This window comes from Brevundimonas sp. (genome assembly GCF_046299595.1).
Lineage (GTDB): Bacteria > Pseudomonadota > Alphaproteobacteria > Caulobacterales > Caulobacteraceae > Brevundimonas.
Genome location: NZ_JBKBHQ010000001.1, coordinates 1,884,272 through 1,905,368 on the forward strand (window position 1 = coordinate 1,884,272; position 21,097 = coordinate 1,905,368).

The window sequence follows — 21,097 nt, forward strand, 5'->3', positions numbered from 1 at the left end:
CCGGCTTACTAGACCAAGTTGGGCGTCTGGAAAACCGCAAGAGTGGTTCAAGAGTGGCTTTGGGGCGGGGCCAGAGCGGTTTTCAGGATGCGGGGCGGGTCTTGCCGTGGCCATGGCTGAAGGGCCGGGCGGGCAGGGGCGGCCTGCGGTGATAGCGCCCGCCCTTGAGCACGATGCGCAGTGCCTCCCAGTGGATCGCGGCGATGACCTTCAGCGTCAGCAGGGGATGGCCGAGAAAGGCGCGCAGCAGGGACGCATCAGACAGCGGGCGGCGCGTGGCGGTGAAGGCGGCGTTCAGAACCAGGGCCTCGCCATCGCGCACATTGATGCTGATCGACAGGTGCTCGCCCGGCTGGAGCAGGCGAAAGTCGTAAGCATGGCCCAGCGGCATGAAGGGCGAGACGTGAAAGATCTTCTCGGCGCTGTGATCGCGCGCACTGTCGGCGTCGGGCGTGGCGATGACATAGCTGTGCCGCTCGCCGAAGGTGTTGCTGACCTCATAGACGATGGCGCGCAAACGCCCGTCGGGGCCATGGCCGTAATAGACGCTGAGCGGATTGAAGCCGTAGCCCAGCACGCGCGGCATGGTCAGGAGCCGCACCGGCCCGCCGTCGAGGTGCACGCCTGCGCCCTGCATCAATGCCTCGATCTGCTGGCGCAGCGGCGTGTCCGAGCCATCGCCGTGATCGGCCGCCCGCAGCGACATCAGGCCAAAGCGTCCGCTGCCGAGCAGGCGAAGGCGCCGGGTCAGGGAGTCGATGCGCTCGACATCCACCAGCAGCATGAAGACGCGATATTTCAGCCCGTGCCGGAAGGGGCGGTGGCGCTGATGGGTCACGACACCCGCATAGAGCGCGCCTTCGCCCGGTTCGATCATGCAGCCTCGACCAGAGGGGTAGGCAGGATGATGCGCCCGCTCTCGTTGCGCACGCTCCAGGGGCGACGCACGCCGCCCAGCTGTTCGGCAACCGCCAGTCCGGCCTGAAGCCCATCCTCGTGAAAGCCCGCCCCGAACCAGGCACCGCAGAACCAGGTGTTGCGCACCCCCTGAAGCGACCACAGCCCCTTCTGGGCCGAGACGGCGCGCACGTCGAACACCGGGTGCTCGAACTCGTTCTCCTCGATGACGAGGGCCGGGTCCGGCTCGCGGGTCGGGTTCAGCGTCACGAAGAGGGGCGGGCCATCAAGGCTCTGCAGCTTGTTCATCCAGTAGGTGACGCCGCCCTCGCCCGCATCGGAAAGCTGGCCGATGTGATTCCATGCCGCCCAGGCCGAGCGGCGCCGGGGCATCAGCCGGGTGTCCCGGTGCAGCACCACGCGGTTCTTCTGATAGGCGATGGCACCCAGCAGGCGCTGCTCGTCGGCGGTGGGCTGATCGAGCAGGCGCAGGGCCTGATCGGAGTGGCAGGCCAGCACCACGGCATCGAAATCCATCACCCGGCCATCACCGAGGGTGAGGCTGACGCCATCGTCGCGCCGGGCGATGGCTCTGACGGGCGTGCTCTCGTGCACATCGGCGCTCATGGCGGCGCGAAGGCGGGTGACATATTCGCGGCTGCCGCCCTTCACCGTGCGCCAGTTGGGCCGCACGTCGATGCTGAGCAGGTTGTGGTTCATGTAGAAGCGGATGAAGGAGGCGGCCGGATAGTCGCCCATCTGCTTCATGGATGACGACCAGATCGCCGCCGCCTGGGGCAGCAGGTGCCCGTCACGGAACAGCGGGCCATAGCCGCGCCATTTCAGATAGTCGTCGAGGCTGATCAGCGAGCGCTCCAGCTCGGGCAGGTCGCGCGGGGCGGTCTTCTGAAAACGCAGCAGGTCGCTGATCATGCGCCAGAAGCGCGGGTTCACCAGATTGCGCCGCTGGGCGAACAGGGCTTTCAGGCCGTGGCTGGCGTATTCGAGCGCGCCCTCGTCCAGCGAGACCCCAAAGGACATCCGCGCCGGGATCGTCTCGACGCCCAGGTGCGCGAACAGGGCGGTGAGGTTGGGATAGTTCGGCTCGTTGAACACGATGAAGCCGGTGTCCACGGCGGTGGTGCCATGCTGATCGTCGCGGGCGTCTATGGTGTGTGAGTGACCGCCCAGTCGTGCATCCTGCTCGAACAGCACCACGTCGTGAGCCTGCGAGAGCAGCCAGGCCGAGGACAGCCCGCTGATGCCACTGCCCACAACGGCGATGCGCTGTCGCCGCTGGACCTGGGCTGCGCCCGTGGCCCTGGCCTGCACCGTATTGTCGATCAGAAGATGGGGACTCATGAATGGCTCCGGCTGTGCGGCCGCCCTGACATCGGCCACACGGAACTACGCGCCGGATCCGTCGCCGGATGAGGCCCCGGACGAGATCCATGCACTGTCGGGTGCCCTGTCGCGTGCCCTGTCGCGCCGACTTTACCCGCTGAAAAATGCCTCATCGGCACCCCCGTCCCTCATCCCGGCCCCGCCGTGCCGCGTATCTGGGCTGCGGGCAAGGAAAAATCGCCTTTCCGCGCCAACGATTCACCCGCTCGCGCGTTGAGGCTGTCGGTCCTCGCAGCCAAGACGGCGGGTCCGCCAGAAGTGCCGCGTACCGCTTACCCGCCGAGCCGTGCCCCGTAACGCCTGCATCCGGCCGAAGGATGCGGTGCCCTCTGCCGGAGCCGGTCCGACGTCCCCCTTGCGCCGCCCCGGGTGCGGTGCCTCGTCTGTCAGGAGCCCGCTTCACGCCCATGTCCCTGGTCCGCAATGCCATCCGCTCGCTTCAGGACGCGCCCGCGCCCGACTTCGTCACCCGCTCGGCCATCGCATCTCTGGTCGCGGGAGCGCGGCGCCGGCTGGAGGCCGAGCAGGGCGCTGACGAGGCCCGTTTCGCGCTCGAGATGGCCGAGCGTCCCATCGCAGAGCACACCGATGCCGCCAACGAGCAGCATTACGAGTTGCCGCCCGCCTTCTTCGAGCGGGTTCTGGGGCCGCGGCTGAAATATTCCTCGGCGCTCTACTCGGACGGGGTGCGCACCCTGCCCCAGGCCGAGGAGGCGGCCCTGCACGAGACGTGCGAGCACGCCGACCTGAAGGACGGCCAGAGCATTCTGGAGCTGGGCTGCGGCTGGGGCTCGCTGACGCTGTGGATGGCGGAAACCTATCCCAATGCCAAGATCACGGCAGTGTCCAACAGCCATGGCCAGCGGCGCTTCATCGAGGCGCGGGCCGAGCGCATGGGCCTTGGCAATGTGAAGGTCATCACCTGCGACATGAACGATTTTCAGGCCACTGGGCGGTTCGACCGCGTGGTGTCGGTGGAGATGTTCGAGCACATGGCCAACTGGCGCGCCCTGCTGAGCCGGATTCACGGCTGGCTGGAGCCGGACGGGCGCCTGTTCATCCACATCTTCACCCATGCCACCTCGCCCTACCGCTTCGAGCTGAGCGATCAGGGCGATTTCATCGCCCAGCATTTCTTCACCGGCGGCGTCATGCCCAGCCACAACCTGATCCAGCAGTTTCCCGATCTTTTCCACCTGGAGCAGAGCTGGCGCTGGAACGGCCGGCACTATCAGCGCACCGCCAACGACTGGCTGGCCAATTTCGACGCCAACGAGGCCGAGATCATGCAGATGATGCGCGAGGTCTACGGCGATGACGCGCGCCTGTGGGCGCGGCGCTGGCGGCGTTTCTTCATGGCCACGGCGGGCCTGTTCGGAGACAACCGCGGCGAGACATGGGCGGTCAGCCACTATCGCCTCAAGCCGGCCTGACACCAAACGACTGACAGGGGAGTTCCGACAGATGATCAAATATGTAGCGGGCTATTTCGGCGCTGCGCTTGCCTTTGCGGCCATCGACGCGGTGTGGCTCAGCACCATGGCCTCGCGCCTCTATCGCCCCCTGATCGGCGAGCTTCTGGCCGATCAGCCGAACTTCAAGGCCGCCGTGGCCTTCTATGTGATCTATCTGTTCGGCATCATGATCTTTGCCGTGGCTCCGGCCCTGCGCGAAGGATCGTGGACGCGCGCGCTGATCCTGGGCGGCCTGCTGGGCATCGTGTGCTACGCCACCTACGACCTGACCAACGAGGCGACGCTGCGCGTGTGGTCGACCAAGCTGACGGTCATCGACATCCTGTGGGGCATGAGCCTGACGGCGACCTCGGCCACGGCGGGCTATTTCGCGGCGCGCTGGGCCGAAGGGCGCTTCGGCTGAGGATCAGTACGGGCCCAGCGTCAGAAAGGCGCGCGCGGCCGACAGATCGCCCACTTCCAGCGGGAAGCGCAGCACGCTGTCGTCGCGGAACACGAACTCCAGGGTGAAGCCCTCGCGCGGATCGAGGCGTTCTAGGGCATCGAGGGCCGTGGCCGGAAAGGCCCAGAACTGGGCCTGGGCGGCCTCCTGTGCGCTCACGCCCAGAGGGTTCTGACCCACCGACCAGATCACGCGGCGCTGGGCGGCGGGCGGCAGGGGCGAGAGCGAGGCCATTGCCAGCCACGGCTGAGGGCTGATGCGCGGATCGCGCATGACGATGCGCGCCGAGACGGGCCGCGAGCGACCGGCAAAGCGTACATGGGCGCCCACCTGACCGGCGCGCTGGCCAAAGCGCGCGCTGGCGCTGTTGAAGCGGGTGTCCTGATGCAGGGCGAACAGGGCGCGCTCTGGCGCGAGGCCATAGCGGTCGGCGGACCAGCCCTGCCGGGTGCCCGGAAAGCTCATGCGTGCCATGCGCCTCCAGCCGGAAAAGGCCTGCTCGACCCTGCCTGCGATCAGCGCGGTTTCGGGATTTTGGCAGGCGTGTGACTGGGCGCGCACCCGCGCGTCATGGGCGGCGCGGTCAAGATCGCGCGCCGGGGTGCCCTCGCGCAGGGCCGCGTTGCGCGCCTGACGGGCGGCAACATCAAGACTGGCACGCACGGACGCATCGAACAGGCGGCAGCGCCGGTCCAGCTCCAGCACCAGCTCGCGCTCAACATAGCGTGTGCCCATCTCTCCGCCCGATGCCACGGCTGGGCCACCCGCGAGCAGGGCGGCCAGGGCGGTCAGGATCATGGGGGCTACAAGGCGCGCGTTCATGCACTAGAGTATGGCGACGATCCTTTGCGATCGCGTTTGCGTTCAGGGTTAAGCCTTTGCTGATAGACACCCACGTCTGGGTCGCGGGACTGATACGGCGTGCCGAAATGGCCGGGGCCTCGGCCGTGGTTGCACGCCGGGGCGATGGGCGCGCGGGGGCGGTGATCCTCAAGACCTACAACACGCTGGAGCGCAGCGCCCGGCTCTATGTGCGCGCCCAGGGCAATGACGGCGAGCCGTTATGGATCGAGCCGGTCAACGCGGACACCGAGGCCCAGCTTGACGCCTATGTCGAGCGCCAGCTTCGCCATGACCCGGACCTGTGGGTGGTCGAGGTCGAGGACCGGCAGGGGCGCAGCTTCCTCGACGAGCCGGTCGCAAATCCTTAACCGCGTTCGTGAACCTGACCGCAAGTGGTGCCGGGCCATAGTGCCATCAACGGACGCGCCATGACGTCCGGCTGTGATGGTGGGTGTCCCGTGCTGTTTCTACTCAATGATGCCGTGCTCGATCTGGATGAGACGGGGCCGATGTCCCCGGCGGATGCGCGGCGCTTCGAGCGGCTGGGCTTTGACTATGTGGTCGAGCTGGGCTGTGAGCTGTTTGCGGAAGATCCTCTGATGCACCGGAGCGATCCCGAGCGCGCCCGCAGGCTGGCCTGGCTGATCGCCGACCGCCAGCCGGGCATCAACGCGGCCATGTTCTCGGCACCGGAGGCCGACTGCGCGCCTGAGCTGGTCGAGCCCTATTTCGCGGTCCTGCCCGCGCCTGTCATGCGCCAGCTTGCCCAGCGCGCCGCCAGGGGCAGGCTGGATGCCGTCTCTGCCGACAAGGCGGTCTGGGGCCGGATGGCGGCCTGACCCGGCAAGGATGTTCAGTCGCGCGGCGGCGGACAGTCCTCGAAACGGCCCATCTCGGTCACGCTGAGCGTGGCGATGTTCAGGTGCGAGACCGGCTGCATCGAGGCGCGCCCGTGGCCGGTGTACAGATCGATCTTGTTGCCGCGGATCGCCCCGCCGGTATCGGACGCATACCAGTAGCCGTCATGCACGCTGCCATCAGGCAGGGGCAGGCCGACCGTCTCGTGGATGAACAGCACGGTGCGCCGGGGCACCACGCGCGGGTCGATGGCCACCGTGCGATAGGCGACAGGCCAGCAGCCAAGCGAATCGCGCCCCGTCGCACCGCCTCCGCCCGCATGATAGAGCCGCGCCGACAGCCGCCAGTCCGGCGCGCTGGCCAGAGCCACGCTTTCCTCGCGCAGATCCACGATCAGGGGGCTGAGCGAGGGCAGGGCGAGCGGCGCGATCAGCACCGCCAGACCAAGCTGGGCCAGGGCCAGATGCAGGCGCTTCGAGGCAAGGCGGGGGGTCATTCGGGTCCGTGGGCTGTGGCCCCGCGTTTTGCTTCAGCTGCGGGACATGAAGTGCGGGACATGAGGCCCCGGCAGGGCCGGGCGGCGGGAACTGACGGCGGCGGTATGATCCGTGCTTTGGGCAAAATCTTGGCGGCGCTGGCGCAGGGCGCAGGGCTGGGCTAGGGCAGGGGGGCACAGCCACACCGGATCGAGGTCTTGAGGATCATGCGCAAAGCCCCGCCTACACGCGCCGTCATGCCCACACGCGCCGTCGTGACGCGCACCGCGCTTGCCGCCGTGCTTGGCGTCAGCCTGATGCTGGGGGCCACGCCCCGCCCCGTCGAGGCGTGGGGCGCATCGGGTCACCGCATGGTGGCGATTGCGGCCATGCGCGCCCTGCCCGAAGACCTGCCCGCCTTCCTGCGCACCACCGAGGTTGCAGCCGAGGTGGGCGAGCTGTCGCGCGAACCGGACCGCTGGAAGGGCGGGGGCCGCACCCATGCGCGCGAGCGGGACACGGCGCACTTCGTGGACTTCACCGACGATGGCCATGTGCTGACGGCGCAGGGGCCGCATATCTCGCAGCTGCCCGAACTGCGCTCGGAGTACGAGCGGATGCTGAATGACGCTGGCATCAGCGTCGATCAGGCCGGCTGGCTGCCCTATGCGCTCATCGACGGCTGGCAGCAGCTGGTGCGCGACTTTGCCTACTGGCGCGTGCTGGTGGCGGCCGAGGCGCGCGAGAGCGATCCGGCGCGGCGCGCCTGGCTCACCGAGGACCGCAACCGCCGCGAGCGCCTGCTGATCCGCAATCTCGGGGTCTGGTCGCACTATGTCGGCGATGCCAGCCAGCCGCTGCACCTCAGCGTGCACTACAACGGCTGGGGCGACTATCCGAACCCCGAGGGCTTTACCCAGTCGCGCCAGACCCACGGTATGTTCGAGGGCGCCTATGTGGCGCGCAATGTGAGGCTGGAGACCATCGAACAGGCCATGGGGCCTGTGCGCCCCTGCGGATGCGACATCCGTGCGCGCACCGCCAGCTACCTGGGCGAGGGTCTGGCCGAAGTGATCCCCTTCTACCGGCTGGAGCGTGACGGCGGCTTTGCCGAGGGCGATGCGCGCGGCATCCGCTTTGCCACCGTGCGTCTCGCCGCCGGAGCCTCCGAGCTGCGCGACCTGATCGTGGCAGCATGGCACGCCAGCGCCGAGGCACGGGTGGGCTGGCCTGCGGTCAGTGTGCGCGATGTGGTCGAGGGCGGCGTCGATCCGTTCGACTCGCTGATCGGCACGGACTGACGGTGCGCATCACCTTCGGGATCAGGGAAGGCGGAGTCGCCTATCGCGAGCGTTCCTGTGCCTTCGGCATCGTCGAGCGCGATGGGCTGATCGCCCTGGTGCGGGTCGAGCGCGGCCCGGCCAGCTACTTCGACCTGCCCGGCGGTGCGCTGGACGCGGGCGAGAGCGAGGGTGAGGCTCTGGCACGCGAGTTTCTCGAGGAAACCGGGCTTCAGATCACGCCGGGCGTGCGCCTTGGCGAGGCCGGGCAGTATTTCCGCAAATCGGACGGCGAGCCGGTGTTCAATGCCTGCGCCCTGTGGACCGGCACCCTGGAGGCCGAACGCCCCGAGGCAAAGATCGAGGACGATCACGCGCTCGTCTTCATGACGCCGCAGCAGGCTCTTGTGTCGGTGCGTCACGAGGCTCATGCCCTCGGCGTGATGCTGTGGCTGAGGCGGGCCGGGCAAGCGTAACCATTGAGGAACAAGGCTTGGCTCCCGTGAGTTTCTTTTGTGAAGGCACCGCTGGGGTGCCCCGCACTCAACAGGAGAGACCCACATGGCCGACAAGGACCAGTTCAAAGGCGCTGCCAAGGAAACCGGTGGCAACATCAAGGAAGGCATCGGCAAGATGACCGGCAACGAGAAGCTGCAGGCCGAAGGCAAGGCCGATCAGCTCGAAGGCAAGGTTCAGAAGACCGTCGGCGACGTCAAGGACGCCTTCAAGAACTAAGGTCTTTCAGACCGACAGACCAAGAGGCGCCGGGCTGCTGTCCGGCGCCTTTTTGCTTGGCTGATGCGCTTCCGGTGTCAGCGCATCAGGGCTCGCATGGCCTGATCCAGACCCTGCAAGGTCAGCGGGAACATCCGCTGCTCGACCAGATCGCGCATCATGGCCACCGACTGGGTGTAGCCCCAGTATTTCTCGGGCACCGGATTGAGCCAGACGGACCTTGGCCACGCCTCCATGGCCCGGCGCATCCACACGCTGCCGGCCTCCTCGTTCCAGTGCTCGACCGAGCCGCCGGGGGTAGCGATCTCGTAGGGGCTCATGGTCGCATCGCCCACGAACACCGCACGCCAGTCCGGTCCATAGCGGTTGAGCAGGTCGAAGGTGGGTGTCTTTTCGGCGTGGCGGCGGCGGTTGTCCTTCCAGACCCCCTCGTAGAGGCAGTTGTGGAAGTAGTGGAACTCCAGGTGCCGGAACTCGGCGCGCGCCGCCGAGAACAGCTCCTCGCACAGGCGGATGTGGGCATCCATGGAGCCGCCGACATCGAGAAACAGCAGCACCTTGATGGTATTGCGCCGCTCCGGTCTCATGCGCACGTCCAGCCAGCCCTGCCGCGCGGTGCCGTCTATGGTGGCGTCGATGTCCAGCTCGTCCGGGGCGCCCTCGCGCACGAAGCGGCGCAGGCGCCTCAGGGCCACCTTGATGTTGCGCGTGCCCAGCTCGACGCTGTCGTCGAGATTGCGATATTCGCGCTTCTCCCAGACCTTGACCGCCCGCCCGTGGCGCGAGGGGCCGCCGATGCGGATACCCTCGGGATTGTAGCCGCCGTGGCCAAAGGGGCTGGTGCCGCCGGTGCCGATCCACTTGCTGCCGCCCTGATGGCGCCCGTGCTGCTCGCGCAGACGCTCCTTGAGCGCCTCGATCAGGGCCTCCAGCCCGCCCATGGCCTCGACGGCCGCCTTTTCCTCGTCGGTGAAATAGCGATCGGCGAGCGCGCGCAGCCAGTCCTCGGGCAGGGCATCGAGGCCGTCCAGACCTTCGGTGGGATCGATGCTCTCAAGCCCGCGAAAGGCATGGGCGAAGGCGCGGTCGAAGCGGTCGAAGTGTCGCTCGTCCTTGACCAGCACGGCGCGCGACAGGTGATAGAAATCATCGACGCGGGTATCGGCGACACCGCGCTCTATGGCTTCCATCAGATGCAGCCATTCCTTCGTCGAAACGGGCACGCGCACATCGCGCAGGGCGTGGAAGAAGGGCAGCAGCATGGGGGGAGAGGTTATTTCTCGGGCAGGCCCATGGCCAGCACCATGGCCGAGAGCACATTGGTGTCCTCTTCGTCCGGGCCGGTGGCGCGCAGCTTGAAGCTCCACGGCCCGTCGTGCTGGACATAGACCAGCGTCATATAGGTGCCGCCGTCGGGCGCGGGAATGCGGTAACCGCCCGCAAAGGGTGCGGCATAGCCCTCGAGCGTGATGCCGACCAGATCAGTTTCGATCATGGTGCCCGTGGGCCAGCGCTCGGCGATGGCGGCCATGGAGTCCTGCATGATCTCCTCGGCCGTGTACTGATCCGCCAGGCGGGTGGCATAGGTGGTGATCGAGATGTCCAGAACCTGGGTGTTACACGCCACGTCGTCACCGGCAGCCAGATCGTCATCGGGCTCGCTGAGAATGTGGATGCGGTCGCTCGGGCCGCCGATGAAGCGGCAGGTCATGCCACTTGGCCTGTGGCGCACCAGGGGCACCCCATCGGCGCCCGTGATGTTCTCGAACCACTGTCCGGCACCGGCGGATGCGATCATGGCATCGGCGTGGGCGCGTGCGGCGGCGACCTGTTCGGCGCTGACAGGCTCTGTGCCTGCGGGCTGGGCCTCCTGGCCAAGGGCGGGAAGCGCGAGCATCAGGGCGCAGGCGCCGAGAGCCGGGGCGAGGGAGGTGCGCAGCATGGACTTATACTCCGGGCATGATGCCGTATGGGTCGGCCTCAACTTGTGGCCATGAATGGGGCCGGTCGATGACCCCCAGTCATATTCATAGTCTGCGCAAAATGAACTCGTCGTCCAGCCAGCGCCCGACAGCATACTGATAATCCCCCGCTTTCTCGAAGCCATAGTGGCCGTAAAGACGCTGGGCCCTGAGGTTGCCGCTCCACACCCCGATCCACAGCGGCCCCGCGCTGCGCGGCTCCATCCACGCCAGGGCCGTCTCCAGAAGGGCACGGCCATGGCCGCTGCCCTGATGATCGCGCGCCACATAGAGCCGCTTCAGTTCCATGTGGTCAGGGCGGGCCTCGGGGTGGGGCAGGCTGTTCGGACCGGCCTGGGCGAAGGCGGCGACCTGACCGTCGTGCTCGGCCACCCACCACTGCTGGTGCGGCACGGCGAGCTGCTCACGGATCGCGTCCTCGCCGAAGGTCGCATCGAGAAAGGGCAGAAGGTCCGCCTCGGGATAGGGGATGGCAAAACCCTCGACGAAGGTCTCGATGAAGGTGCGCCGCCCCAGCCGCGAGAGGGCGGCGGCGTCGTCCATGCGTGCGGGGCGGATATGTCTCATGGTCATGGCCTCTACTCTCGTGCCGGGCCAGGGGCTAGAGTGCCTGCATGAGCGTGCGCGTCATCACCCATCCCGACATGGTCGGCCACCGCCCCGGCGAGGGCCACCCGGAGCGGCCCGAGCGCCTGCGCGCGGTCGTCTCGGCCTTGCAGGCCAGCGCGCTCGATCTCGAATGGCTGGACGCGCGTGAGGCCAGCGAGGCCGACCTGTGTGCGGTTCACCCAGACGCCTATGTGCGGCGCCTACTGGACGCATCGCCCAGCGAGGGCTCGCTGGCGCTCGATGCCGATACGGTGCTCTCGCAAGGCAGCGTGCGCGCGGCGCGTCTGGCCGCAGGAGCCGTGACCGAGGCCGTGCGCGATGCGCTGGCGGGCCGGGGCGATCGGGCCTTCTGTGCCGTGCGCCCGCCCGGCCACCACGCCGAGCCGGAGCGGGCCATGGGCTTCTGCCTGTTCTCGAGCGTCGCCGTGGCCGCGCGCGCTGCCCTGGGCGCGGGCGCGGAGCGCGTGGCGGTGATCGATTTTGATGTGCACCACGGCAATGGCACCCAGGCCGCCTTCGAGAACGATGCTGCGCTTTTTCTGGGCTCCATTCACCAGATGCCGCTCTATCCGGGCACGGGCGATCCGTCCGAGACGGGCGTGGGCAACATCGTCAATGTGGCGGTGCCCCCCCACGCGGCGCGCGATCACTGGCGCCAGGCCTTCGAGACCGGCCTGATGACGCGGCTGGACGCCTTCGCACCGGACCTGATCCTGATCTCGGCGGGCTTCGATGCGCACCGGCGCGATCCGCTGGCGCATCAGTCGCTGGAGGCCGAGGATTTCGCCTGGGCGACGCGCGCGATCTGCGATGTGGCGCGGGCGCGATGCAACGGCAAGGTTGTCTCGACGCTGGAGGGCGGCTACGACCTCGAAGGTCTGGGGCGCTCCGCCCTGGCCCATGTGCAAGCTCTGGGTGAGGGATGAGCGCGGACACGAGGGGGGCGGCCACTGTGCCCGAACCGGCGCATCTGGATATGACGGCAGCGGGCCAGGACCAGGCGCGCGGGCGCGCTGCGCGTGCGGGTGAGGTGGCTGGCGAGACGGCCGGTGCGTCCACAGACCGGGCGCCCGCAGCGCCCTTTGGTGCCATAATACTCACGCGCCACGGAGAGCCGGCCCTGTCGCGCCAGTGCCGCCTGACCTCCGAGGAGTACCGGGCGTGGTGGCAGCGCTACGAGGTCGGCGGGCTGCTGGAGGGACAGATTCCGCCCGCCTGTCTGGTCAGGACCGGCGAGGGCGCAGGCGCGATCTTCGCATCCAGCCGCCCGCGCGCCATCGAGACCGCCCGCGCGGTGGCAGGCAAGCGCAGCTTTGAAGTCATGCCCCTTTTCGTCGAGGCCCCTCTGCCGCCGCCCAGGCTGCCCGACTGGTTTCGCACCTCACCGCGTCTGTGGGGCGCGATCGCGCGCTTCAGCTGGTGGGCCTTCGACCACCACCAGGGCGAGGAGAGCCGCCGCGAGGCGGAAGCCAGGGCCGAGGCCGCTGCCGATCATCTGGTGGCCCATGCGCGCGGCGGCGGCGAGGTGCTCCTGTTCGCCCACGGCTATTTCAACCACATGATCGGCACGGTGCTGAAGCGACGTGGCTGGAAGCTGGTCAAGGACCAGGGCTTCAAATACTGGTCGGCGCGGCGCTTCGAGCTGAAGTGACGGGTTGGCCTGCGCGCGCGGGGCGGCTATTCAGCCTTCATGACCGAGACGAGCGCCCCCGTTGCCGACGACCTGAGCTTTGAAGCCGCCCTGGCCGAGCTGGAGGACATCGTGGGCAAGCTGGAGTCCGGGCGCGCGCCGCTCGAGGACTCCCTGCGCCTCTACGAGCGCGGCTCGGCGCTGAAGGCCCATTGCGAAAAACGCCTGAAAGAGGCCCAGCTTCGCGTTGAGAAGATCGTTGTCGGTGCATCCGGGGCCGCAGAAGGTGCCGAACCCGCCCGGTTCGACGGATGAGCGGGGCGGAGCGCGACATGGCCGATCAGGCTGCGACCTGCGCGACCATCAGCTTCGACGATTTCCTCAAGGTGGACATCCGCGTCGGCACGATCGTGAAGGCCGAGCCCTTTCCCGAGGCGCGCAAGCCCGCCTATCGCCTGCTGATCGATTTCGGTCCGGCCATCGGCCAGCGCCGCTCCTCGGCCCAGATCACCGAGCACTACACCTTAGAGCAGCTGCACGGGCGCAAGGTGGCGGCGGTGGTGAACTTTCCGCCGCGCCAGATCGGGCCGATGATGTCCGAGGTGCTGACGCTCGGCTTTCCCGACGCAAGCGGCAAGGTGGTGCTGGTCGGCGTTGACCGGGACGTGCCCGACGGCGGCAGGCTATTCTGATGGGCGAGGTGGTCTCCATGATCGCGCGGCGCGTGGCGGAGGTGGCCGATCTGGTCACGGTCGCGCTCGACGAGTTGCTGCCGCGCGCCGATGGTCCCGATGCCCGCCTGACCGAAGCCATGCGCTATGCGGCCTTGGGGCCGGGCAAGCGGCTGCGCCCCTATTTCGCGCTCGAGGCGGCGCGGCTGTTCGAGATCGAGGAGAGGCCGGTGCTCAGGGCGGCCTGCGCGCTGGAGTGCATTCACGCCTACAGCCTGATCCATGACGACCTGCCGTGCATGGACGATGACGACATGCGCCGCGGGCGTCCCACGGTCCACAGGGCCTATGACGAGGCGACGGCGGTTCTGGCGGGCGATGCACTGCAGGCGGCGGCCTTCGAGATTCTTGCCGATCCCGACACCCACGACGATGCCGAGGTGCGCGCAGAGCTGATAGGCAGGCTGGCCCATGCGGCGGGCGCGCGCGGCATGGCGGGCGGCCAGATGATCGACATTCTGGGTGTGCGCGACGACATCGGCGCGGTGGCGCGGATGCAGCGTCTCAAGACCGGCGCCCTGATCGCCTATGCCTTCGAGATCCCCCTGATCATCGCCCGCGCCCCCGACGCCCAGCGCCAGAGCCTGCTGATGTTCGCCCAGGATCTGGGTCTGGCCTACCAGATCATCGACGATGTGCTCGATCATGAGGGCGATGCCGACCTGCTGGGCAAGGCGGCGGGCGGCAAGGACGCGGCACGGGGCAAGGCCAATTTCGTGACCTTGCTGGGCGTCGAGGCGGCGCGCGCGCGCGTGGCGCACCTGGCCGATCAGGCAGGCGCGCATCTGGAGGCCTTTGGCAAGGCGGCCGATCCCCTGCGCGCCAGCATCGACTTCGTGCTGGGCCGGGACCGCTAGGGCCTGCTTGCGGCAACAAGGGCGCTCGCCTCGCGCGCGATATGGGTCTAGAGACGTTTTCATGTCCAACACGCCCCTGCTCGACAAGGTCAGCCATCCTTCCGACACCCGCGCGCTCGGCATCGCCGAGCTGAAGCAGCTGGCCGACGAGGTCAGGGCCGAGGTGATCGACGCGGTCTCGGTTACCGGCGGGCATCTGGGTGCGGGCCTTGGCGTGGTCGAGCTGACCGTGGCCCTGCACCATGTGTTCGAGACGCCCAAGGACGTGCTGATCTGGGATGTCGGCCACCAGTGCTATCCGCACAAGGTGCTGACCGGGCGGCGTGATCGCATCCGCACCCTGCGCCAGGGCGGCGGCCTGTCCGGCTTTACGCGCCGCGCCGAGAGCGAATACGACCCCTTTGGCGCGGCCCATGCCTCGACCTCGATCTCGGCGGCGCTGGGCTTTGCGGCGGCGCGCGACCAGAAGGGCGCGGACAACAAGGTCGTGGCCGTGATCGGTGACGGCTCCATGTCCGCTGGCATGGCCTATGAGGCCATGAACAACGCCGCCGAAACCACGCGCCAGCTGGTGGTCATCCTCAACGACAACGACATGTCCATCGCCCCACCGGTGGGCGGCATGAGCGCCTATCTGGCCAAGCTGGTTTCGGGGGGTGCCTACCGGAACCTGCGCCGCTTCGGCAAGCAGGTGGCCGGGCACCTGCCGCGCCCGTTCCGCGATGCGGCCAAGAAGGCCGAGGAATATGCCCGCGGCATGGTCACCGGCGGTACCTTCTTCGAGGAACTGGGCTTCTACTATGTCGGCCCCATCGACGGGCACGACCTCGATGCCCTGGTGCCCGTGCTGCGCAATGCTGCCGCCATCAACGACCGCCCGGTTCTGGTCCATGTCGTGACCCAGAAGGGCAAGGGCTATGCGCCTGCCGAAAACTCGGCCGACAAGTATCACGGCGTGGTGCGCTTCGATGTGGTGTCGGGCAAGCAGGCAAAAACGCCCTCCAACGCGCCCAGCTATACCAAGGTCTTCGCCTCCGAGCTGATCAAGCGTGCCGAGCGCGATCCGTCCATCGTGGCGATCACGGCGGCCATGCCGTCTGGGACCGGGCTCGACCTGTTCGGACAGGCGTTTCCCGAGCGCACCTTCGATGTCGGCATCGCCGAGCAGCACGCGGTGACCTTTGCTGCCGGCCTCGCCGCAGATGGCATGAAGCCGGTCTGTGCCATCTATTCCACCTTCCTTCAGCGCGGCTATGACCAGGTGGTGCACGACGTGGCCATCCAGTCCCTGCCGGTGCGCTTTGCCATCGACCGGGCGGGCCTGGTCGGTGCCGATGGTCCCACCCACGCGGGCAGCTTTGACGTGGGCTATCTGGGTGCCCTGCCCGGCATGGTGCTGATGGCGGCGTCGGATGAGGCCGAGCTGGCCGCCATGATCGCCACCAGTCTGGAGATCGACGACCGCCCCTCCGCCTTCCGCTATCCGCGCGGCGACGGCGTGGGCGTGGAGATACCCGATCTGGCAGATCCGCTCGAGATCGGCCGGGGCCGGATCGTGCGCGAGGGCACGGGCGTGGCCATTCTCAGCCTCGGCACGCGCCTGCAAGAGGCGCTGGAGGCTTCAGACCTGCTGGCCATGCGCGGCGTCTCGGCGAGCGTGGCCGACGCGCGCTTCGCCAAGCCGCTCGATCGCGACCTGATCCTGAGGCTGGCGCGCGAGCACGAGGCACTGGTCACGGTCGAGGAAGGCGCCATGGGCGGCTTTGGCGCCTTCGTGCTTGAACTGCTGGCGCGCGAGGGGGCGCTGGATGCGGGGCTGAAAGTGCGCACCATGCACCTGCCCGACGTGTTCCAGGAGCACGACAGCCCCAAGGCCATGTACGATGCCGCCGCGCTCAATGCCGTGCATATTGCCGAGACCGCGCTGCGCGCACTCGGTATCGAGAAATCACGCTCGCGCCAGAAGGCCTAGCCTCGACAGCCACAGGCGCGCTGGCTCAGCCGTCGCGGCAGGCCCGGATGAAACGCGCGATATTGGCCTTGCTCTCGGGATGGGCGATCAGGGCGGGACTGGGCAGGTCGCGGTCGGATTCGGCCCTGATCCAGCCCAGCTCGGCAAAGGTGTCGAACACGGCCTCGCGGGCGTTGAACGTGCCCATCACCACCGTGGCATCATCCAGATCGGTGCGGCTGGTGCTGGCGGCGACACGGGCGCTGACGCCCCCTGATTCCAGCAGGAGGCTGGAGGCACTGTTCGCAGGCGTGAAGCGCGAGGCCTCGATGCGCGCGCTGCCCGCCTCGCAGTCCAGCGAAAGGCCGACATCGTCGCTATCGCGCAGGCCATAGACCAGCGTCATGGCGCCTGAGTCCGCGTGCAGGAACCAGTCATAGCCCGGGCGCGGCACATAGCTTGCGGCCACCGCTGAGGCGGGACCGGCAGGCTCGGGCAGGGCATCAACCGCCGCGCAGGCGCCCAGCAGGCCCGAGGCTGTCAGGATAACGAAAAGTGCGCGCATGGATCATCCGAGGCAGAGGCTGACGAAGCGGCCGATCTGATCGCGCTGTGCCTGGGGGACGCTGAACTCGGCGCTCTCGCCGCCGAGGGTCATGGTCATGCGGCCGGTCCCGGCAAAGTTCGAAAAGACGGCGTTATCGACACGAACGCTCATGCTGACCCGCAGGTTGCGCCGCCCGCGCGTCTCGGCCTCGCTCTGGTGCGTGGCACTGCCCGAGGAAAGGCGACCCATGGCACCGGCACCCAGTGCGCCATAGTGGGTGATGCGCGCCAGGCCCGTTCCGCGCTCGCACTGGATGGCGACGCGAAGGCGATCCGTGTCGGGAACCTCGTGGGCCAGGGTGACGGCGGTGTCGTCCTCATAGACCGACCACACCCAGGCGCGCCCGCTCTGGGCCGATGCCGTGTGGGCAAGGCCTGAAAGCGTTAGGGCGAAGGAGAGTGCGGCAATGGCCGGTCTGACGCGGAGGCTGGTGCGGGGTCTCATGATCGGGGCCCTTTCGTCACCATGACGGCGCTTTCAGACCGCTGATTATAACAGCTTTGGGGCGGATGTCGCGGGGGGCGCATCTGGGGGCGCATCTGGCCGTGGCCACGCAGGCGACGGCATGCTGGCAGGGCCCCGACGCGACGCATAGGGCCGCTCAGGCCCGTCCGCCCTCGCAATGGCGGATGAAGCTGGACACCAGCGACTTCTCGCTGTCCGTGGCACTGATCTGGCGCACGCCGGTCTGGCTCTCGACGGGCAGGCGACCTTCACTGGCAAGGCGGCGCAGCACCGGGTCGCTGACGCGCATGGCCACCTCATAGGCCACGCCCATGGACAGGGGATCGGGCTCGGCCATGGCATCGCTGACGCGGGTCAGGCGCGCACCTTCGGGGTGCACATCGCCGTAAACCACAACTTCGCGCGCGCCGGGCTCGCAGGTCATCATCAGGGCCAGCTGGTCAGAGTTGGCGACGCCATAGGCAAGTTTTGCCATGTCACCCTCATAGTGAAGGTGCCAGCCCATGGGCAGGGGGTTTTCCTGCACCTCGATCTCGGGTGCAGACGGCTGGGCCGCAAAGGCCAGCAGACCAAGAAGACCAACGGCGGGAACGAGTACTTTCAGCATAACCTTCACTCACGTCTGGTCAGTCAAACGCGGGAAGGGCGTTAACGGTTCACGGCCAAGCTTCCCCCGATGTCGAGCGAAGCTTGGCCACACGCCTTGTGAACGGTTGCTGACACAGGCGAAGCGCTGCCGTTCAGCATTCTGGAGCCCTTGGCTCAGAAGGGATTGAAGCGCTCCACCAGAGACTGGGCAGCAGGCGGCGCCTGCACGCGGGTGACATCGCCGCGCCCGCCATAGGAGATGCGCGCCTCGGCGATCTGGGTGTGATTGATGGTGTTGGCCGACGAAATGTCCTCGGGTCGCACGATGCCTGCCACGGTCAGCTCGCGCAGCTCGCGGTTGGTGCGAACCTCCTGTCGGCCCTGGATGACCAGATTGCCGTTGGGCAGCACGGCGGTGACGACGGCGGCGATGGTCAGGCTGACCCGCTCGGCGCGCGCGATGGAGCCCGAGCCCTGCTGGGTGGAGTCGGAGCCCATGCCGACCATGGCGTTCGGATCGAAGCCGCCGGGGAACAGGCGCCCGAGGCTGTTCTCCAGACCAAAGAAGTTGTTCACCCCCGCATTGGTCTCGCTGGAGCGCGAGCGCTGGGTCGAGTTCTGCACGCTGGCGCGGTCGTCGATCTCGATGCGCACGGTCAGGATGTCGCCGACGCGGCGCGCGCGCGGATCGCCGAAGAAAGACCGCTCGCCCGTGCGCCACAGCGAGTTGGCCGAGGCCGAGCGCGGCATGGGCTCGGGCAGGATCTGCTGGCTCTGGGGGACCAGGGCGGCGGGATAGCCGACCGGGGCCAGCTCGGGCCCGCGCACGGCCTCGACGGCGTGGGAGCAGGCCATCAGCGAGAGGCCGGAGATCACGATCAGCGGAAGGGCAAGATGACGCATGACGAAAGGTTCCTAACGGTAAGCGGCAAGTTCGGCGGGAGAGGCGGCGCGCAGGCGCTGGGCGGCGGGGCCGGTGACGGCCTGACCGGGCCCCGAGGCCACGGCGTCGATGATGCGGCCCGACTGGGTGTTGATCAGCTGGACAGGCTCGCCAAGCGCCGCATTGCGCTGGGCGCGGCCCGAGGCGGTCAGGCGCACGCCCCCGTGATCGAAGGTGACCTGCACGATCTCTCCGCGGGTGATCACCTGGGGCGCGCTCAGGTCACGGACACTGACGGCGGCACCGGCACGCAGGGGCCTTCTCGCGGCCAGGCCGATGATCTGGTCGGTGTCGGGCGAGGCTCCGGCCTGATGGGCCTGAACCGTGGTCCAGATGATGTCCTGTGGCCCGATGGTCTCGCCGGTGTTGATGTTGCGCGCATAGGCCAGCACCTCGACACTGCCGGACGTGCCCGCGCGCGCGCCATGAGAGGGGGAGGACGAAGCGGAGTGTGACGGAGCGGGAGCGCCTTCGCGCACCACGATGCGGCGCAGGCCCGTGGGATTGCTCCAGTTCAGGCCGTGGGCGCGGGCCGTGCGCTGAACCTGAACGGCATCGAGAACGGCTGTCGGGCCAGCGCGTGTGCCAACAACGACCGATGACGCCGCGCCTGCGCCCTCGAACAGCTCGCCGAGCGTGATGCGCCCGTCGTCGTCCGTAGGCACATCGCGCAGCACCACGTCGCCGGCTATGGCGGGGCTGGTGACAAGGGCCGTGATCGCGGCAAGAGCGATGAGGGCGCGCATCATCATGACTTCACCTGGCTGGCGACGGCGAGCATGTCGTCGGCGGTGGAGATGACCTTGGAGTTCATCTCATAGGCGCGCTGGGCCACGATCAGGGCCGTGATCTCGCTGACCGCATCGACGTTGGAGGCCTCGGTGTAGCCTTGCAGGAGCTGGCCGAAGCCGGGCTCGCCGGGAGCGGCGACATTGGCGGGGCCGGACGCGGCGGTCTCGAGCAGCAGGTTGTCGCCGATGGCTTCCAGCCCCGCCTCGTTGAAGAAGGTGGCCAGCTGCAGCTCGCCGACCACCTGGGGCTGGGGATCGCCATCGGTGAGGATCTGGACCTGACCGGTGCGCGAGATGATCACGTCGCGCGCATCGTTGGGAATGTTGATCTCGGGCTGGACGACGAAGCCGTCATCGGTGACGAGGCGACCTTCGGCATCCACGGCGAAGTTGCCTGCGCGGGTAAAGGCCGTCTCGCCCGAGGGCAGGGCCACCTGGAAATAGCCGCGTCCGTCGATGGCCAGATCGAAGCGGTTGCCCGTGGCGGTGGGCGAGCCCTGCTCGGTGATGCGATAGACGGCCCCTGCGCGCACGCCCGCGCCGACCTGGATGCCCGTGGGCACCACCGTGCCGGTCGACGAGGACTGGGCACCCATGCGCTCGACGTTCTGATAGAGCAGGTCCTGGAACTCGGCGCGCTGACGCTTGAAGCCAACGGTATTCATGTTGGCGATGTTGTTCGAGATGACCTCGACGTTCAGCTGCTGGGCTGACATGCCGGTGGCGGCGGTTCTGAGGGCACGCATGGGGCTTCAGGGCTCCTATGAGTTCCGGCCCAGCCGCTCGACGGCGCGGCGGGACAGGTCGTTGGCCTGCTCGATCATGCGCGTGACCCGCTCATAGGCCCGGCTGATCTCGATCAGATTGGTGATTTCGACGAGGGTGTTGACGTTGGATCGCTCCAGCATCCCCTGGTGCACGCGCGCGTCGGGCGCGTCCTCGGGCTGGAGGTTCGAGGTATTGCGATAGAGGCCGTCCCCGCTCTTGGCGAGCACGCCGAGCTGGTCGAAACGCACCACCCCGATGCGCCCCACGACCTCGCCGTTCTGGCTGATGGTGCCGTCATTGGCCACCTGCATGGCGCCTGCCTGGGGGTCGAGCACGATGGCGTTGCCGCCGTCGTCCAGCACCGAAAGACCTCCGCGCGTGGTCAGGCGGCCCTCTGCGTCCATGGTGAAGGCCCCGTCGCGGGTATAGGCCTCTGCGCCTGCGTCCTCGATGCGGAAGAAGATGCCCTCGCCCTCGAGCGCGAAGTCGAGGTCACGTCCGGTCTGGCTCAGCGGCCCTTGGCCAAAATCGCGTCCGACGCCCGAATCCAGCACGAAATTGACCGGGCCGCGCACACCGTGGTTGCGCGCACGCGCCCCCGGCTCGGTGCCGACGATCAGCTGTTCGAGCTTGAAGCCGTTGGTGTCGGCATTGGCGATGTTGTTGGCCACGATGTCCAGCTCGCGCCGCAGCGTCATCTGGCTGGACAGGCCGACATAGGCAGCGTTTTGCACAGGCGCACTCCTTTGCCTCACCCCTAGCAAG

At 68.0% G+C, this 21,097-nt stretch carries 27 protein-coding genes; 13 read left to right on the top strand and 14 right to left on the bottom strand.

Translation table 11 applies throughout. From position 1 onward, the window contains the following. Nucleotides 1–82: 82 nt before the first annotated feature. Nucleotides 83–877 (bottom strand): DUF1365 domain-containing protein, encoded by a 795-nt coding sequence (locus ACK4E3_RS09230; protein ID WP_409699538.1) that lies wholly within the window; start codon nucleotides 875–877, stop codon nucleotides 83–85. Beyond that, nucleotides 874–2,259 carry an NAD(P)/FAD-dependent oxidoreductase gene (locus ACK4E3_RS09235; RefSeq protein ID WP_409699541.1) on the bottom strand — a complete coding sequence of 462 codons (1,386 nt, stop codon included), beginning with the start codon at nucleotides 2,257–2,259 and terminating at the stop codon, nucleotides 874–876. The genes ACK4E3_RS09230 and ACK4E3_RS09235 overlap by 4 nt, the downstream gene beginning before the upstream one ends. Nucleotides 2,260–2,708: 449 nt before the next feature. Between ACK4E3_RS09235 and ACK4E3_RS09240 the strand changes: the two genes are divergently transcribed. Further along, a complete protein-coding gene (locus ACK4E3_RS09240) occupies nucleotides 2,709–3,734 on the top strand; it encodes an SAM-dependent methyltransferase (RefSeq protein ID WP_409699544.1) in 1,026 nt (341 codons plus the stop codon). Between the two features lie 31 nt (nucleotides 3,735–3,765). Then, nucleotides 3,766–4,179 (top strand): DUF2177 family protein, encoded by a 414-nt coding sequence (locus ACK4E3_RS09245; RefSeq protein ID WP_409699547.1) that lies wholly within the window; start codon nucleotides 3,766–3,768, stop codon nucleotides 4,177–4,179. A gap of 3 nt (nucleotides 4,180–4,182) precedes the next feature. Here ACK4E3_RS09245 and ACK4E3_RS09250 read toward each other — a convergent pair whose 3' ends face one another. After that, complete coding sequence (locus ACK4E3_RS09250; RefSeq protein WP_409699550.1) at nucleotides 4,183–5,040, bottom strand: hypothetical protein; 858 nt, start codon at nucleotides 5,038–5,040, stop codon at nucleotides 4,183–4,185. Nucleotides 5,041–5,096: 56 nt separating this feature from the next. Between ACK4E3_RS09250 and ACK4E3_RS09255 the strand changes: the two genes are divergently transcribed. After that, entirely contained in the window at nucleotides 5,097–5,429 is a 333-nt protein-coding gene (locus ACK4E3_RS09255) for a DUF1491 family protein (RefSeq protein ID WP_409699553.1), read from the top strand. Between the two features lie 90 nt (nucleotides 5,430–5,519). Further along, nucleotides 5,520–5,900, top strand: coding sequence for a hypothetical protein (locus tag ACK4E3_RS09260; RefSeq protein WP_409699556.1), 381 nt, complete (start codon nucleotides 5,520–5,522; stop codon nucleotides 5,898–5,900). Between the two features lie 14 nt (nucleotides 5,901–5,914). Here ACK4E3_RS09260 and ACK4E3_RS09265 read toward each other — a convergent pair whose 3' ends face one another. Then, on the bottom strand, nucleotides 5,915–6,415 hold the full coding sequence (locus ACK4E3_RS09265; protein ID WP_409699559.1) for a 3D domain-containing protein: 501 nt from the start codon (nucleotides 6,413–6,415) through the stop codon (nucleotides 5,915–5,917). Between the two features lie 237 nt (nucleotides 6,416–6,652). Here ACK4E3_RS09265 and ACK4E3_RS09270 point away from each other — a divergent pair, with 237 nt between their 5' ends. The 3 genes from ACK4E3_RS09270 (at nucleotide 6,653) to ACK4E3_RS09280 (ending at nucleotide 8,410) form a co-directional block, all read left to right on the top strand. Then, nucleotides 6,653–7,696 carry a S1/P1 Nuclease gene (locus ACK4E3_RS09270; protein ID WP_409699562.1) on the top strand — a complete coding sequence of 348 codons (1,044 nt, stop codon included), beginning with the start codon at nucleotides 6,653–6,655 and terminating at the stop codon, nucleotides 7,694–7,696. A 2-nt stretch (nucleotides 7,697–7,698) separates the two neighbouring features. Further along, a complete protein-coding gene (locus tag ACK4E3_RS09275; protein ID WP_409699565.1) occupies nucleotides 7,699–8,151 on the top strand; it encodes an NUDIX domain-containing protein in 453 nt (150 codons plus the stop codon). An 85-nt stretch (nucleotides 8,152–8,236) separates the two neighbouring features. Beyond that, nucleotides 8,237–8,410, top strand: a complete 174-nt coding sequence (locus ACK4E3_RS09280; protein WP_409699568.1) for a CsbD family protein — start codon at nucleotides 8,237–8,239, stop codon at nucleotides 8,408–8,410. 77 nt (nucleotides 8,411–8,487) lie between these two features. On the opposite strand, the gene ACK4E3_RS09285 is transcribed toward ACK4E3_RS09280, so the two are convergent. The 3 genes from ACK4E3_RS09285 to ACK4E3_RS09295 form a co-directional block, all read right to left on the bottom strand. Further along, complete coding sequence (locus ACK4E3_RS09285) at nucleotides 8,488–9,672, bottom strand: vWA domain-containing protein (RefSeq protein WP_409699570.1); 1,185 nt, start codon at nucleotides 9,670–9,672, stop codon at nucleotides 8,488–8,490. 11 nt (nucleotides 9,673–9,683) lie between these two features. After that, nucleotides 9,684–10,352 (bottom strand): hypothetical protein, encoded by a 669-nt coding sequence (locus ACK4E3_RS09290; RefSeq protein ID WP_409699573.1) that lies wholly within the window; start codon nucleotides 10,350–10,352, stop codon nucleotides 9,684–9,686. An 85-nt stretch (nucleotides 10,353–10,437) separates the two neighbouring features. Continuing rightward, nucleotides 10,438–10,965, bottom strand: coding sequence for an N-acetyltransferase family protein (locus tag ACK4E3_RS09295; protein ID WP_409699576.1), 528 nt, complete (start codon nucleotides 10,963–10,965; stop codon nucleotides 10,438–10,440). 41 nt (nucleotides 10,966–11,006) lie between these two features. Here ACK4E3_RS09295 and ACK4E3_RS09300 point away from each other — a divergent pair, with 41 nt between their 5' ends. The 6 genes from ACK4E3_RS09300 (at nucleotide 11,007) to dxs (ending at nucleotide 16,191) form a co-directional block, all read left to right on the top strand. Further along, entirely contained in the window at nucleotides 11,007–11,927 is a 921-nt protein-coding gene (locus ACK4E3_RS09300; RefSeq protein ID WP_409699579.1) for a histone deacetylase family protein, read from the top strand. After that, nucleotides 11,924–12,652, top strand: coding sequence for a histidine phosphatase family protein (locus ACK4E3_RS09305; RefSeq protein ID WP_409699582.1), 729 nt, complete (start codon nucleotides 11,924–11,926; stop codon nucleotides 12,650–12,652). The genes ACK4E3_RS09300 and ACK4E3_RS09305 overlap by 4 nt, the downstream gene beginning before the upstream one ends. A gap of 39 nt (nucleotides 12,653–12,691) precedes the next feature. Further along, nucleotides 12,692–12,946 (top strand): exodeoxyribonuclease VII small subunit, encoded by a 255-nt coding sequence (locus ACK4E3_RS09310; RefSeq protein WP_409699585.1) that lies wholly within the window; start codon nucleotides 12,692–12,694, stop codon nucleotides 12,944–12,946. A gap of 17 nt (nucleotides 12,947–12,963) precedes the next feature. Continuing rightward, a complete protein-coding gene (locus tag ACK4E3_RS09315; protein ID WP_409699588.1) occupies nucleotides 12,964–13,323 on the top strand; it encodes a tRNA-binding protein in 360 nt (119 codons plus the stop codon). A 17-nt stretch (nucleotides 13,324–13,340) separates the two neighbouring features. Continuing rightward, a complete protein-coding gene (locus ACK4E3_RS09320) occupies nucleotides 13,341–14,219 on the top strand; it encodes a polyprenyl synthetase family protein (RefSeq protein ID WP_409701220.1) in 879 nt (292 codons plus the stop codon). A 61-nt stretch (nucleotides 14,220–14,280) separates the two neighbouring features. Continuing rightward, entirely contained in the window at nucleotides 14,281–16,191 is a 1,911-nt protein-coding gene (gene dxs / locus ACK4E3_RS09325) for a 1-deoxy-D-xylulose-5-phosphate synthase (RefSeq protein ID WP_409699591.1), read from the top strand. A gap of 25 nt (nucleotides 16,192–16,216) precedes the next feature. Here dxs and ACK4E3_RS09330 read toward each other — a convergent pair whose 3' ends face one another. From ACK4E3_RS09330 to flgF, 7 genes are all read right to left on the bottom strand, one after another. Beyond that, nucleotides 16,217–16,735: a hypothetical protein gene (locus ACK4E3_RS09330; RefSeq protein WP_409699594.1), complete on the bottom strand. Its 519-nt coding sequence runs from the start codon at nucleotides 16,733–16,735 to the stop codon at nucleotides 16,217–16,219. 3 nt (nucleotides 16,736–16,738) lie between these two features. Further along, nucleotides 16,739–17,221 carry a hypothetical protein gene (locus tag ACK4E3_RS09335; protein ID WP_409699597.1) on the bottom strand — a complete coding sequence of 161 codons (483 nt, stop codon included), beginning with the start codon at nucleotides 17,219–17,221 and terminating at the stop codon, nucleotides 16,739–16,741. 157 nt (nucleotides 17,222–17,378) lie between these two features. Further along, nucleotides 17,379–17,849, bottom strand: a complete 471-nt coding sequence (locus ACK4E3_RS09340) for a hypothetical protein (protein ID WP_409699600.1) — start codon at nucleotides 17,847–17,849, stop codon at nucleotides 17,379–17,381. 155 nt (nucleotides 17,850–18,004) lie between these two features. Beyond that, nucleotides 18,005–18,733 carry a flagellar basal body L-ring protein FlgH gene (flgH, locus tag ACK4E3_RS09345; protein ID WP_409699603.1) on the bottom strand — a complete coding sequence of 243 codons (729 nt, stop codon included), beginning with the start codon at nucleotides 18,731–18,733 and terminating at the stop codon, nucleotides 18,005–18,007. A 12-nt stretch (nucleotides 18,734–18,745) separates the two neighbouring features. Then, nucleotides 18,746–19,525, bottom strand: coding sequence for a flagellar basal body P-ring formation chaperone FlgA (flgA, locus tag ACK4E3_RS09350; protein ID WP_409699606.1), 780 nt, complete (start codon nucleotides 19,523–19,525; stop codon nucleotides 18,746–18,748). Further along, entirely contained in the window at nucleotides 19,522–20,310 is a 789-nt protein-coding gene (gene flgG / locus ACK4E3_RS09355; RefSeq protein ID WP_409699609.1) for a flagellar basal-body rod protein FlgG, read from the bottom strand. Before flgG ends, flgA begins: the two co-directional genes overlap by 4 nt. A gap of 15 nt (nucleotides 20,311–20,325) precedes the next feature. After that, nucleotides 20,326–21,066 carry a flagellar basal-body rod protein FlgF gene (gene flgF / locus ACK4E3_RS09360; RefSeq protein ID WP_409699612.1) on the bottom strand — a complete coding sequence of 247 codons (741 nt, stop codon included), beginning with the start codon at nucleotides 21,064–21,066 and terminating at the stop codon, nucleotides 20,326–20,328. Nucleotides 21,067–21,097: the final 31 nt, after the last annotated feature.

Bases quoted from the DNA above. Each gene is read 5' to 3' on its own strand.
- ACK4E3_RS09230 (WP_409699538.1), bottom strand. From the start codon at position 877: ATGATCGAACCGGGCGAAGGCGCGCTCTATGCGGGTGTCGTGACCCAT.
- ACK4E3_RS09235 (WP_409699541.1), bottom strand. From the start codon at position 2,259: ATGAGTCCCCATCTTCTGATCGACAATACGGTGCAGGCCAGGGCCACG.
- ACK4E3_RS09240 (WP_409699544.1), top strand. From the start codon at position 2,709: ATGTCCCTGGTCCGCAATGCCATCCGCTCGCTTCAGGACGCGCCCGCG.
- ACK4E3_RS09245 (WP_409699547.1), top strand. From the start codon at position 3,766: ATGATCAAATATGTAGCGGGCTATTTCGGCGCTGCGCTTGCCTTTGCG.
- ACK4E3_RS09250 (WP_409699550.1), bottom strand. From the start codon at position 5,040: ATGAACGCGCGCCTTGTAGCCCCCATGATCCTGACCGCCCTGGCCGCC.
- ACK4E3_RS09265 (WP_409699559.1), bottom strand. From the start codon at position 6,415: ATGACCCCCCGCCTTGCCTCGAAGCGCCTGCATCTGGCCCTGGCCCAG.
- ACK4E3_RS09270 (WP_409699562.1), top strand. From the start codon at position 6,653: ATGCCCACACGCGCCGTCGTGACGCGCACCGCGCTTGCCGCCGTGCTT.
- ACK4E3_RS09280 (WP_409699568.1), top strand. From the start codon at position 8,237: ATGGCCGACAAGGACCAGTTCAAAGGCGCTGCCAAGGAAACCGGTGGC.
- ACK4E3_RS09285 (WP_409699570.1), bottom strand. From the start codon at position 9,672: ATGCTGCTGCCCTTCTTCCACGCCCTGCGCGATGTGCGCGTGCCCGTT.
- ACK4E3_RS09290 (WP_409699573.1), bottom strand. From the start codon at position 10,352: ATGCTGCGCACCTCCCTCGCCCCGGCTCTCGGCGCCTGCGCCCTGATG.
- ACK4E3_RS09295 (WP_409699576.1), bottom strand. From the start codon at position 10,965: ATGACCATGAGACATATCCGCCCCGCACGCATGGACGACGCCGCCGCC.
- ACK4E3_RS09300 (WP_409699579.1), top strand. From the start codon at position 11,007: ATGAGCGTGCGCGTCATCACCCATCCCGACATGGTCGGCCACCGCCCC.
- ACK4E3_RS09305 (WP_409699582.1), top strand. From the start codon at position 11,924: ATGAGCGCGGACACGAGGGGGGCGGCCACTGTGCCCGAACCGGCGCAT.
- ACK4E3_RS09310 (WP_409699585.1), top strand. From the start codon at position 12,692: ATGACCGAGACGAGCGCCCCCGTTGCCGACGACCTGAGCTTTGAAGCC.
- ACK4E3_RS09315 (WP_409699588.1), top strand. From the start codon at position 12,964: ATGGCCGATCAGGCTGCGACCTGCGCGACCATCAGCTTCGACGATTTC.
- ACK4E3_RS09320 (WP_409701220.1), top strand. From the start codon at position 13,341: ATGATCGCGCGGCGCGTGGCGGAGGTGGCCGATCTGGTCACGGTCGCG.
- dxs (WP_409699591.1), top strand. From the start codon at position 14,281: ATGTCCAACACGCCCCTGCTCGACAAGGTCAGCCATCCTTCCGACACC.
- ACK4E3_RS09330 (WP_409699594.1), bottom strand. From the start codon at position 16,735: ATGCGCGCACTTTTCGTTATCCTGACAGCCTCGGGCCTGCTGGGCGCC.
- ACK4E3_RS09335 (WP_409699597.1), bottom strand. From the start codon at position 17,221: ATGAGACCCCGCACCAGCCTCCGCGTCAGACCGGCCATTGCCGCACTC.
- ACK4E3_RS09340 (WP_409699600.1), bottom strand. From the start codon at position 17,849: ATGCTGAAAGTACTCGTTCCCGCCGTTGGTCTTCTTGGTCTGCTGGCC.
- flgH (WP_409699603.1), bottom strand. From the start codon at position 18,733: ATGCGTCATCTTGCCCTTCCGCTGATCGTGATCTCCGGCCTCTCGCTG.
- flgA (WP_409699606.1), bottom strand. From the start codon at position 19,525: ATGATGATGCGCGCCCTCATCGCTCTTGCCGCGATCACGGCCCTTGTC.
- flgG (WP_409699609.1), bottom strand. From the start codon at position 20,310: ATGCGTGCCCTCAGAACCGCCGCCACCGGCATGTCAGCCCAGCAGCTG.